At 45.6% G+C, this 12,443-nt stretch carries 8 protein-coding genes; all 8 read right to left on the minus strand.

The window, feature by feature from the left end:
* Positions 1–51: 51 nt before the first annotated feature.
* The gene (locus tag AC6ESP_RS06185) at positions 52–3,738 is read right to left on the minus strand and encodes a carbohydrate binding domain-containing protein (protein ID WP_497095813.1); all 3,687 of its coding nucleotides are present in this window, start codon (positions 3,736–3,738) and stop codon (positions 52–54) included.
* Positions 3,739–4,186: 448 nt separating this feature from the next.
* On the minus strand, positions 4,187–4,999 hold the full coding sequence (spo0A, locus tag AC6ESP_RS06190; protein WP_497095814.1) for a sporulation transcription factor Spo0A: 813 nt from the start codon (positions 4,997–4,999) through the stop codon (positions 4,187–4,189).
* Between the two features lie 260 nt (positions 5,000–5,259).
* Positions 5,260–6,603, minus strand: a complete 1,344-nt coding sequence (gene spoIVB, locus AC6ESP_RS06195) for a SpoIVB peptidase (protein ID WP_497095815.1) — start codon at positions 6,601–6,603, stop codon at positions 5,260–5,262.
* 122 nt (positions 6,604–6,725) lie between these two features.
* On the minus strand, positions 6,726–8,438 hold the full coding sequence (gene recN / locus AC6ESP_RS06200; protein ID WP_497095816.1) for a DNA repair protein RecN: 1,713 nt from the start codon (positions 8,436–8,438) through the stop codon (positions 6,726–6,728).
* A gap of 27 nt (positions 8,439–8,465) precedes the next feature.
* Entirely contained in the window at positions 8,466–8,918 is a 453-nt protein-coding gene (gene ahrC / locus AC6ESP_RS06205; protein ID WP_497095817.1) for a transcriptional regulator AhrC/ArgR, read from the minus strand.
* 20 nt (positions 8,919–8,938) lie between these two features.
* The gene (locus tag AC6ESP_RS06210; RefSeq protein ID WP_497095818.1) at positions 8,939–9,397 is read right to left on the minus strand and encodes a hypothetical protein; all 459 of its coding nucleotides are present in this window, start codon (positions 9,395–9,397) and stop codon (positions 8,939–8,941) included.
* 196 nt (positions 9,398–9,593) lie between these two features.
* Positions 9,594–10,427 carry a TlyA family RNA methyltransferase gene (locus AC6ESP_RS06215; RefSeq protein WP_497095819.1) on the minus strand — a complete coding sequence of 278 codons (834 nt, stop codon included), beginning with the start codon at positions 10,425–10,427 and terminating at the stop codon, positions 9,594–9,596.
* Between the two features lie 17 nt (positions 10,428–10,444).
* Positions 10,445–12,343, minus strand: coding sequence for a 1-deoxy-D-xylulose-5-phosphate synthase (dxs, locus tag AC6ESP_RS06220; protein WP_497095820.1), 1,899 nt, complete (start codon positions 12,341–12,343; stop codon positions 10,445–10,447).
* Positions 12,344–12,443 lie beyond the last annotated feature (100 nt).

Here is a 12,443-nt window from a genome sequence, read left to right on the forward strand (position 1 = left end):
ACGATAGGCTGTTGAATGATGAACGATTCAACAGCCTATTTCCAAACTTACTTATTGATCTTTCCAGCGGGCTACTGTAACAGCTACTGTCTGAGGTCCTCCGGCTGGAGTTATCGTCCGATTACTTATGTCACTCGCATTGGCATTAACCTCAACCGATGCCCATGAGCCTCTAGTTGCTTTATACTGGACAGCTGTTCCAGCTGGCAGGCTTAATGTAATGGAATAGACGCCATCCGTACCCTTTGTCAAAAAATAATTGGCATCGGCTGCATTCCAAGAATTGAACGATCCAGTTAAATACACGGGTCCGCTAGCTGGTGTTGAGGAAGGAACGGTTACTCGGAAAGTAACGCTATCCCCTTGCGGCTCACCCGAGCTTGGAGTTCCACCACTCACTAAGCTCCATGTTCCGCTGTTGAGATGATAGTTGTTGCCTCCATTGTTATCCCAAATGTTATTACCATTGTTGAACGCTGCAGTTAGACCCGTCGCACTTCCAAGCTGCACCGTTGTCGAGTAATAGCCTGGGTAGGTTGTCGATGCTATTAACGCAGTTCCTGGCAATGTCGTCCATGTAGTCGAACCATCCAGCTTGTAGTGGATATATGGATTGGCATACGCTGTGTTCTTATAATAGATCGTCACACTATTGCCTGACGGCGCTTCAGGTGTTGTTACACTTGCAGCCGTGCTGGCATCCGACAAATTACCATTGGCATCATAGGCCTTAACGGTGTAGGTATAAGTGGTTTGTGCCGATAGACCGCTGTCTGTGAATGTTGTTGTAGTACTTGTGCCTACCTTTACGCCACCTCGATAAATTTCATAGCCTGTTACTCCAATATTGTCTGTGGACGCACTCCATCCGACCGTTGCTGATACGGAAGATGCTGCTGTTGCCGTCACATTCTGGGGAATGCTTGGCGCTGTCGTATCGACGATTGGAGGAACGGGACCACCTGCTGTAATGTTACCAGTCGGTGTATATGTCCATGTGCCCGTACCGAATAAGTAGTTGCTGCCATTGTTGCTGTCCCATGTTCCACTGCCGTTATTGAAGCAGGCTTCCAACTGGGTTGCCGTTCCAATATTAATCGTTATTTTGTTATAGCCCGCGACTTCTGCTGCTGGTATCGAAACACCAGGTGAAGTCGTCCAAGTACCGCCTACTGGGCGATAGTGGATTTTCGGAGAGGTATAGCCTTGTTTATAGTAGATCGTTACACTGTTGCCTGCTGGTGCTTCAGGCGTAGTTACACTAGCTGCCGTACTGGCATCGGATAGATTGCCTTTGGCATCATAGGCTTTGACCGTATAGGTGTATAAGGTCTGTGCCGATAGACCATTATCCGTGTAGGTAGTCGTAGCACTTGTGCCCACTTTCACCGCATTACGATAGACCTCATAGCCTGTAACTCCGATATTATCGGAAGAGGCCGTCCATGCGACCGTTGCTGATACAGAGGACGCTGCTGTTGCAGTCACATTCTGAGGGATGCTTGGCGCTGTCGTATCGACAATAGGTCCCCCTGCTGTGATGCTTCCTGGCGGTGTATACGTCCATGTCCCAGTTCCGAAGAGATAGTTGCTGCCATTATTGCTGTCCCAGGTTCCACTGCCATTATTGAAGACGGCCTCCAATTGAGTAGCAGAACCTAAATTAATCGTTATTTTGTTATAACCGGAGACTTCTGCAGCTGGCATTGAGACACCAGGTGATGTCGTCCAAGTACCGCCTACAGGACGATAGTGAATTTTCGGTGAGGTATAGCCCTGCTTGTAGTAGATTGTTACACTATTGCCTGTCGGTGTTAACACCATGGCGGCAGCGCTTAGAGCTGACAAGTTGGCTGCTGCATCATAAGCCTTCACCGTATAGCTGTGGGTGGTTTCCGGCGTAAACGTGTTGTCGATATACGTAGCGGATGCTGAAGTGCCGATCTTCACTCCATCTCGGTACACTTCATAGCCTGTTACTCCAATATTGTCAGTTGATGCCGTCCAGCTTACTTGCACAGCTCCATTCTGCACCGTTGCAGCGATGTTAGTTGGCACACTTGGGGCAACCGAATCAGTAACTTGCTTCGCGTAAATTTTAGCTGAATTAGCGCTTACGGACACCGTAATTTGCTTGCCAGTCACTCCACCAGCAGCTACTGTAATAGTCTCTGAGGTGTTCAATTGATTAGTCAGTACTGTTCCTACTGTAAGTGAGCTTTCTGCACGCAGTGGAATAGTAACCGTCTGGGTACCATTTGAAGCGTTGCTGAATACAGAGATTACTTCTTCACCAAGCTTCGCTCCTGTATCAATGCGACGAGAGAACGCATATAGATTCTGAGCTGCCCACATTTCACGCTGAGTACCTTTGCGCAGCGCTTCATTATTTTTACGAATTTGATTTAGCTTAGCCACGTACTGGAATGTGCTTGTGTTCTCGTTGAAGTAGTTCTCAATCACATTGCCGTTCGCATCACGCTTCACCATCGACCAGCGGTTCCATGTGTCTGAGATACCGCCAGTAATAATAGAGCCATGGCCATTTCCTTTATTTTGCTCTGTTCCTTGGAATACAACAGGCATGCCTCTAACGGTGAAGATAAAGGCTAGCGCATTTTGCAGCTTTTCAACGCTGCCGCCTGCTTCTGTGAGGAAGCGGTTGCGGTCATGGTTGTCAATGAAAGTAACCATATGATTGGCATTGCCGTTGTAATAGGAATCCTGCGCCAGCGTGCTTTTCACATTGGATTCAAAGGATTGACCATACGCGAAGCTGTTCAATACAGAGAAGAACAGTGGGAAATCGAGCATTCCCCATTCCTTGTTCTGACCAACCCAGCGAGAAACAAATTCCGCATTGCCATCAAAGTTTTCTCCGAAGGTATTCACGCCTAACAGATTCTGCAGCTCTCCAATATCTGTAGGATGCATCAGCTTAGCCGCATCAACACGCGCTCCGTCAGCACCAGTGTAATCGAACCAGCCTTTGATTGAGTCGAATATAGCTTGTTTAGCTGCGGGGACATCGAAGTCAATATCATCTAGTCCACTAAGATCATGATTCTCTAAGTAATTTTGTGCCCAAGCATCATAGCGTCCATCAGTTAGAGACCAGTCAATATCGCCATTATGATGGTACCAAGAAGGATTGTTGAATGGAGCAGCCGGCTGCAAGGCAGGTATATCGTAATAAGCCTGTGTGCCGAGCATGTAGTCGCCAATGTGATTTGGCACAACGTCGATGATGACTTTGATGCCAAGAGCATGTGCACTGTCGACCAGCTCCTTGAGCTTCTCCTTCGTTCCGAAGTAAGGGTTAGCTGCGTTCGGGTCCTTCACATTGTAGCCATGGTAAGCTGTATTCCTACCACTTCCGTTGTTTTCCCTGTTCGTCATTTGAGGCTCAGCTACCGGCGAAATCCAGATGGCTGTATATCCCATGTTATGAATATAGGACAGCTTGTCGATGACGCCCTGCCAATCTCCTCCCTTCATGTAGCGGAAGTCTTCCTCAGAGGTCTCTCCGTAACGAATGGCGTTGCCTGTTGCATTGTTGGTTGAATCTCCATCATGAAACCGGTCCACCATAATTTGATAAATGGTGTCGTTCTCGTCAATTGTACCTAGACTTGCCGCATGGACAGTCTCAGGCTTCGTCACTGTGAGATTAACAGCCAGCGTCACGAACAATAGAGCGAAAATAAGAAAATATGAGAACCAAATCTTGCGTAACATAAACTTCCTCCTTTTAATAAAGCGTTTACATTTTCATTATGTATGAATAATCTAAGATGCATTGAAGTGTTGTGTCGGTTCATGAAGGTTGGCAAGAGTGGTGCTTGTTGTACGGTAATGCAAAACTGCGTGAAGAAGGTCGATCGAGAGGATTAAGAGAAGTGTAGGAAGAAGACTAACTGCACAGAATAGGAAACCGGTTTCCCTCTTAGAAATTAACATGAATTTTTGCTATTGTCAATCCTATTTGATAGCGATTTCAAAAGTAATACAAGCCCTCCCTCTGATGACACTCATTCATGTTTGGAGGATGTTATTTATGCCTAATTTTTCTAACGCTATACGAGAAATAGAGGTCGATAATAAAATCCACTTAATCATTGGCTTCTCAAGGAACCAATAATTAAGTGGATTCGGTTTTCTTGCTATTAATATTAATGTGACAGACTTACGAAACCTTATGCTCAATCCGAAGCTTATCTGCAACCATCGCTATGAACTCGGAGTTCGTTGGCTTCGACTTGCTGATGTTGATCGTGTAGCCGAACAGGTGGCTGATGCTGTCGATGTTGCCACGTGTCCAAGCAACCTCTATTGCATGACGGATTGCGCGCTCAACGCGGGATGGCGTTGTTTTGAATTTCTCGGCAATGGCTGGATATAAGGTTTTGGTAATGGCCCCTAGTATCTCAATATTATTATAGACCATTGTAATCGCTTCACGTAAATATTGATAACCTTTAATATGGGCAGGAACACCGATCTCATGAATAATGCTCGTAATGTTCGCATCCAGGTTTTTCCCTTTTGCGAGTGGTACGACATTGGATTTCAGAACAGTTGATCCTGAGCTATAGGTTGCTGATGAAGAGAAGGCCGTATTGCCGACTAGTTGACGAACTCGGTTAGCCAATACTTCCATATCGAACGGTTTTAAAATATAGTATGAAGCTCCGAGCTGAACCGCTTTTTGAGTAATATTTTCTTGACCGAATGCAGTAAGCATAATGATCTTGGGCATAGGAGAAATATTCATTTCTTTCAATCGTTCCAATACACCCAAGCCATCTAAATGAGGCATAATAATATCTAAAATAAGTACATCCGGAATTCTTCTCGATTCTTCAAAATGGGTGAGAACTTCCTCTCCGTTATACGCTACCCCACTTACATTCATATCACTCTGTTCGGATATGTACTCCGATAACAAATTAGTAAACTCACGGTTGTCGTCTGCCAACAATACTTCGATCTTCTGCAAGGTCTGGGCCTCCCTTAAATGATATTTACTTTTGATTACCTTCCCCTAGTTGTCTTGACTTAAGTTTTCGACACGCCTTATTAAATTCCTTCTGTCGAAAATTATTTTCCTTTATTTTTTTACTGTATTTCGTTATAATTAATAATTTATTACATTTACAGATGAAGTTCGCTCTATTTCGACAAACTTAGTTACTCATTTGTCGCTTAAAAATATACAAACCGCTGAAGGCTTAAGAGCCGAATTCAGCGGTTTGTTTGTTATGCAGCAGTTCCTGTTTCTTTGTTCGTTGGTTGAAGCTTGGCATCCTTCAGCAGTACACCTGCGTCTTGCAGCATCCATTCAATGAAACATCCATAACCTGAAGATGGATCATTAACGAATACATGAGTTACTGCTCCGACGAGCTTGCCATTCTGAATAATAGGGCTTCCGGACATCCCTTGGACAATTCCTCCGGTTTTATCAAGAAGACGTTTATCTGTGATTTTGATAACCATACCTTTGGTGGCAGCGACAGGCTGCTTTGTTACATGAACAATCTCAATGTTGAATCGCTCAACCTTCTGCCCATTCACAACCGTTAGAATTTGAGCGGGACCCTCTTTGACCTCTTCAGCGAAGGCTACAGGTACAGATTTCTCACTGTAACTGTGATTTGGATTCTCGTTCATTTTACCAAAAATGCCGAATGGCGTGTTTTTCTCGATGTTCCCAAGAATTTTGCCTTCCTTCACAAAATGAGCGCGCTTCTCGCCAGGTTCCCCATTCTGACTCTTGTTAATCGAGGTCACACTGGATTGCAGAATCTCACCATCCCCTACTTCAATGGGTGTCTGCGTGTCCATATCGGTTATAACATGGCCAAGAGCACCGTATACACCTTGTTCAGGGGCATAGAAGGTCAGAGTGCCGACACCTGCCGCTGAGTCTCTAATATAGAGACCAAGCCTCCAGCTGCGCTCCTCCGCATCGAGAACAGGCTTCAAATTCGTCTCATTCAGTTTCCCATTTCTTTTGTAAGTGATGGCTAAAGGACGATGTTCATTACCGGCTTTCTCCACCAGCTCTGCCACTTTCTTCACTTCATTAATGGACCGACCATCGATCTTCACAATAAGATCGCCTAATCGTAAGCCCGCTTCCTCACCTGGTGATTGTTTGGCTCCGCCTTCTGCCGTAACTTGATGATGTCCTACAACGAGTATTCCTGCTGATTTGACTTTAACACCAATAGTCTGTCCGCCTGGAATAACTCTTAGATCGGGTACAACATTCACCTTAACGGTCTTGAATGGAATTTTACCAAATAATTTCACTTTCATACTTGTCTGACCACTGTGATGCGGCTGCAGTGATAATGGCTCATTCAAATTAACCGACAGTGATTGGCTAGATGAACCATTCACTTGAAGCATTTGAGGATCCACGGTAACTTCGGCATGAACGGGAACTCCATATTGTAATCGTTTCAGCTGGCCGGAGAATAAACGAAGTTCATTCGGGAATGCGGCAAAATGTTGAAACGGGGTGGAGAGCCCGATCACGCAAACGAAGAACACGAGAACTAAGCCAAACCATCTCTTCCTTGGACTGGAGTTCAATGATTTCACGCTCCCTGTAATTCCATCGCATGACGAGAAAGGTCGCCCGCCACTTGCGTACCTTTAAGTTACCCTGCCCCGAGTGTTTTATGACCACAAAAACATTCCCTGAATGCCTGTCATTAGGCTCCTTTCTGTCGATGTGCCAAATCAAGCATTTCTTGTGCATGATGCCGTGTTTTTTCTGTTACTTCTACGCCGCCAAGCATCCTTGCAAGCTCTTCTGTACGCATATTGTCAATAAGCGGTGTCACACTTGTAGATGTTCGCTGTCCAATGACCTGCTTATGAATTTCATAATGATGATCAGCCATACACGCGACTTGCGGTAAATGAGTGATCGAGAAAATTTGACAGCGCTCCGATAGCTGAGACATTTTCTCTGCTATAGCCTGTGCTGCCCTTCCGCTAACTCCTGTATCGACTTCATCAAATATAAGAACGGGAACTTGATCGATTTCTGCGAAAATGGCTTTCAACGCCAGCATAATCCGCGACATCTCACCACCGGAAGCAATTTTGCTGATTGGCTTCAAGGGCTCTCCAGGGTTCGCTGAAAGCATGAAGACGGCTTCATCCAATCCATTCATGTTCAGAGAAATCGAATCAGATGATCCTTCGGCAGCTGCGATCTGCTCCATATGTACACGGAATATCGTATTCGACATTTGTAATTGACGAAGTTCATTCTCAATGGATTCAGCAAGACGCTTAGACGCATGACTGCGGAGCTGGGATAGCTCCTGTGCCAGCTCAAGTGCCTGTACATACAATCGGAGCTCGTCTTTACGCAGTCTCTCCATATATTCATCGCGATTTTCAATTTTGTCACGTTCAAGTGTAGTTTGCTCCAAATATTCTAGAATTTCGGGTATGGTCTCACCGTATTTGCGCTTGAGACTATTAATCATATCAAGCCTGTCCTCAATCATTGCCAGCTGCTCGGGATCTGATTCAATGCTATCTCGGTAATCCCTTAATTCAAATGCAGCATCTTCAGCTTGATAAAAGGCAGATTGAAGCTGTTCAAGTAAAGGTGTTATTTTACTTGGATCATAATCTTGAATATCAGTAAGCTTAGCTATTGCTTTGCTAATGGCATCTAACCCTTTGGAGCCGTACAGCAATGAATAGGCATCAGCCACACTGTCTATTCGTTTCCCCGCATATTGCAGCTTCCGCCGTTCTTCCTCCAGCGCCTCATCTTCTCCTGCCTTCAGCTTCGCATTCGTGATTTCTTCGATCTGATACCGATATAGATCAAGCATCTGAACGTTATGACGAGTCGTTTCTTCAAGCTCACGAATGGATACCCGTGCTTGATGGAGCTGTGAATACACTGCTCTATATGCCTGCTTGCGTTCAATAAGCAAATCTCCAGCGAACAAGTCCAGCCACTCTAAATGCTGCTCTGTACGAAGCAATGATTGGTGCTCATGCTGTCCATGTATATTGACGAGACATTCGCCAATTTCACGAAGCATAGTCATGGTCACGAGCTGTCCATTCACACGACTGCTGCTCTTTCCTTGGGAAGACAGGTCACGCTTAATGATGAGCATTTCTTCCCTTGATGCTTGAACACCGAGTCTCTCAAGCACCGTCCACACAGGATGTACGACGGGAAGGTCGAACATCGCTTCCATCTCAGCCTTGTCACAGCCGTACCTCACCATATCTGCGGAGCCGCGTCCTCCGACAATTAAGCTAAGTGCATCAATAATAATTGACTTACCAGCTCCCGTTTCTCCTGTCAATACATGAAATCCACGATGAAACGAAACGTTTACTTCTTCAATAACCGCTAAATTCCGAATGGACAACTCACGCAGCATGGTTATTTACCTCCTAGAAATGTTCGATTAATTCAGCAGCTCAAGCAGCTTCTCGACAAGGACAACGCTATTATCCTTCGATCGGCAAATAATGAGAATCGTATCGTCTCCGCATATGGTCCCCATTACCTCTGGCCACTCCATATTATCAATCAAGGCACAAATCGTATTTGCCGTTCCCGGCAAAGATTTGAGCACCACTAAATTTTCCGTATAATCTATATGAACAAAATGATCAATGAGCGCTCTCTTCAGCTTATTAACTGGATTCAGTCGCTGCTGATCCTGCGGCAGTGAATATTTATATCTTCCGTCACCTGCTGGGATCTTAATGAGCATAAGCTCCTTCATATCTCTGGACACTGTAGCTTGTGTGACCTGCAGGCCCGCGTCTCGGAGAGCTTCCACCAGCTCCTCCTGCGTCTCGATCGTATTCTTCGTTATAATTTCTTTAATCTTAAATTGCCTTATGCCTTTCATAACGTTCCTCCCCAAACATGCTAATCATTGACTTGAAAAACAATTTTGCGTATGGTACGTTCCTTCACATCCACGAACAATATCCCTACACATTCAGGCATTAGAAGGGAATAGACCAGAAGCCTATCTCTCACTCCACTGCCCGTCCAATCCATCGGCATTCTATCCCTTGCTGTCTTGACGATATACATCTTGCCTTCAGCCTCAGCAATATAATCAATATACAGTCTGCTGCCCAGCAGCTCGCCATCCAGTTCAATATGAATAGGAACACGATGCTTGCCGGACAACACCTCATAGCCTGCCCGCTCCAATAAGATAATGTTCTCATCATCGGCAGTCAGCACCCCGCCTTTGCCAAGCTTCAGGCGGTTCACACTATAAGGCTCATGCAGCCAACGGTAGAAAGCTCGGTACAGCCAAAATAAAAGAAACGCTCCAGCAACCAGCATAACAAACCAGTCACCGTACTTCTCCATATGCAGCCCCCCCGTCTGAATTGATCCATTACATAAATGGTTCGTGACGAAGGATGCATATTCCTGTTTATATCGCAAAGCGAACGCATGTTTGGTTTCTTCAGTTTATCAAAACCAACGCCTATCTGTAAAGTGAAAAATAAAAGGGACACCTCAACCGATGAATATGGTTAAGGTATTCCCTTATTTGCAAGAACTATGACTTCTTAGCGATGAAAGTGTCACTTGCCTGACGAACAAGCTCTGACAATGCTTCATCACTAGGAATATGAGAATTAGGCTCATTCGTCCAAAGCCAATAAGCCAGAAACTCAATATTGCCTTCCCCGCCTGTAATAGGTGAGAATGTTACATCCTGCAGTTGATATCCAAATCCAGCAGCTGCAGTCAATACTGTGCGAAGTACTTCTGCATGCACAGCAGCATCACGTACCACGCCTGATTTGCCAACCTTTTCTCTGCCGGCTTCGAACTGCGGCTTAATAAGTGCTACAATACCTGATCCTGGACTAAGCAGAGCTCCTAGTGCAGGCAATATAAGCTTTAAAGAAATGAAGGATACATCTATAGTAGCAAACGTTGGTGGAGGACCCTCCAAGTCTGCTGGCTGTGTATAGCGGAAGTTCGTTCTTTCCATGACACAAACTCGTTCATCCTGGCGAAGCGAATAATCAAGCTGATTATAACCAACATCAATCGCATAGACGAATGATGCGCCATTCTGAAGTGCGCAGTCTGTAAAGCCTCCTGTAGAAGCACCAATATCAAGCATGACACGATCTTTGAGATCGATGCTGAATGCTTTAATGGCCTTCTCCAGCTTCAAGCCTCCACGACTGACATAAGGATGAATAGCGCCCTTCACCTTAATATCAGCATCTCTCGACACTTTCATTCCACTCTTATCAATTGGCTCATCGTCAACCAGAACCAGTCCTGCCATTAATGCAGCTTTGGCCTTCACCCTGCTGTCATAGAATCCGCGCTCCACCAGCAGTACATCTATTCTTTCCTTAGGTGTCGTTGTCATCTTTCTCCTTCAGCCATTCAGTGCTGCCCTGTAGCCCGCATTTTGCGGCCAGGCTGCATGTTTTTAAGCTCTGTTGCAACTCTGTCAGCAGTCAAGCCAACCTCAATCTGCTGTTCTTTGATCGAGCCATGCTCAATGAACAGATCCGGTACGCCAATGATACGAACAGGTACACCGTAGATACCCTGCAAGGAATAGAACTCAAGCACAGAACTACCGAACCCGCCAAGCTCTGAGCCTTCTTCAAGCACAATGATGTTCTTGCCTTCTGCAGCAAGAGCAAGCAGCATTTGCTCATCAAGCGGCTTAATAAATCTTGCGTTCACGACGCGTACATTCATTCCGTCACGCTTCAACAGCTCTGCTGCTTCTTCAGCTACTGTAATCATCGGCCCTAGCGCCAGAATGACAGCTGAATCACCCTCACGTACTGTCTCCCAGGTTCCGATCGGAATAGGAAGCAGCGCATCATCCATTGGTACGCCCGTACCGCTTACACGTGGATACCGGATTGCGATTGGACCTTCATTATAATCGACCGCAGTTTTCATCATGCGGCGAAGCTCATTCTCATTCTTAGGCATCATAATAACCAGATTAGGGACATGACGTAAGAATGCAATATCATAGACACCGTGATGAGTCTCACCGTCCGGACCTACGAAGCCTGCGCGATCAATCGCAAAGATGACATTCGCATTTTGCCTACAGATATCATGTACGACCTGATCGTATGCACGTTGTAAAAAGGTGGAGTATACCGCGAAAACAGGCTTCAGACCCTCTAAAGCCATCGCTGCAGACAACGTAGCCGCATGCTGCTCCGCGATTCCAACATCTATCATCCGATCCGGGAATCTGGCTGCAAATTTGAGTAGTCCTGAACCACCTGGCATTGCCGGAGTAATGGCAATTATGCGCTCATCCTGTTCTGCGAGCTCAATGAGCGTACTGCCGAATACATCCGTATACATAGGAGGACCAACTGCCTTGACCACTTGGCCGGATTCAATTTTGTATGGCGTTATGCCATGCCACTTGAATGAATCCTGCTCTGCAGGAGAATAACCTTTACCTTTGACAGTAATAACATGTACAAGTACAGGACCAGGAATGGAATCTGCCTGCTTGAACAGCTCAATCATCTGCTCAATATCATGTCCGTCGACAGGACCTAGATAGGTAAGACCGAACTGCTCGAACAAAATACCGCTAACCAGCAAATATTTCAGACTGTCCTTGAAGCGCTCGGCTGTCTTAGCCAGCTTCCCGCCAATTGCAGGAACCTTAGTGAGTAAATGATGAAGCTCGTCCTTTGCTTTCTGATAGTGGCGATCCGTACGTATTTTGCTCAAATAAGCATGCAGGGCTCCCACGTTCGGTGCGATGGACATTTCATTATCATTAAGTACAACAATTAAATTTCTCTTCTCGTCACCGATATGGTTGAGCGCCTCTAAGGCCATCCCGCCCGTAAGAGCTCCGTCACCTATGACAGCAACTACACGATTCTTATCGCCTTTCAGATCCCGAGCAAGCGCCATGCCCATTGCAGCAGACAACGAAGTACTGCTATGGCCTGCTTCCCACACATCATGCTCGCTCTCAGAGCGCTTTACGAAACCGCATAAGCCCTTATACATCCGTAGAGTATCAAAACGATCTTTGCGGCCAGTTAAAATTTTATGAACGTAAGATTGATGGCCCACATCAAAAATAAATTTGTCATCAGGACTATCGAATAAATAATGGAGGACAAGTGTGAGCTCCACCACTCCAAGGTTCGGAGCTAGATGTCCACCAGTAGCGGAAAGCTTTTCTATAAGAAACTGACGAATCTCATCCGACAGCTGCTCCAGTTCTTTCATTGATAGTGGCTTCAAATCTTCAGGTCCATTTATATGGTCTAGCAGCACGTTGCTTCCTCGCTTTCTGGAATACTGTCATTTCCGTATTCCAATAGACGTTAAACATTTGAATAATTATAACATAAGGCTGAATGGTTTCCCAATCCAC

The sequence above is a fragment of the Paenibacillus xinjiangensis genome (assembly GCF_059686975.1).

Bases quoted from the DNA above. Each gene is read 5' to 3' on its own strand.
- AC6ESP_RS06185 (WP_497095813.1), bottom strand. From the start codon at position 3,738: ATGTTACGCAAGATTTGGTTCTCATATTTTCTTATTTTCGCTCTATTG.
- recN (WP_497095816.1), bottom strand. From the start codon at position 8,438: ATGCTGCGTGAGTTGTCCATTCGGAATTTAGCGGTTATTGAAGAAGTA.
- ahrC (WP_497095817.1), bottom strand. From the start codon at position 8,918: ATGAAAGGCATAAGGCAATTTAAGATTAAAGAAATTATAACGAAGAAT.
- AC6ESP_RS06210 (WP_497095818.1), bottom strand. From the start codon at position 9,397: ATGGAGAAGTACGGTGACTGGTTTGTTATGCTGGTTGCTGGAGCGTTT.
- AC6ESP_RS06215 (WP_497095819.1), bottom strand. From the start codon at position 10,427: ATGACAACGACACCTAAGGAAAGAATAGATGTACTGCTGGTGGAGCGC.